At 44.1% G+C, this 229-nt stretch carries 1 pseudogene; it reads right to left on the reverse strand.

The features are described from left to right. Positions 1–116, reverse strand: a pseudogene (locus FHC48_RS23345) (IS3 family transposase); the annotation flags it as partial. Between the last annotated feature and the right edge of the window lie 113 nt (positions 117–229).

Here is a 229-nt window from a genome sequence, read left to right on the forward strand (position 1 = left end):
TCAGAGTGAACCAGTACCTGCTTTTGAGGATTACGCCTCCACACCGCCATAAGTAAGGCGTTCAGGACAATCTCTTTTGTCATGCGGGGTTGCATTGACCAGCCGATAACTTTTCTGTAGATTCAATTGGTCAACGCAACAGTTATGTGAAAACATGGGGTTGCGGAGGTTTTTTGAATGAGACGAACATTTACAGCAGAGGAAAAAGCCTCTGTTTTTGAACTATGGA

The sequence above is a fragment of the Enterobacter sp. EC_50 genome, from assembly GCF_019584525.1.
GTDB classification, from domain to species: Bacteria; Pseudomonadota; Gammaproteobacteria; order Enterobacterales; family Enterobacteriaceae; genus Enterobacter; species Enterobacter roggenkampii.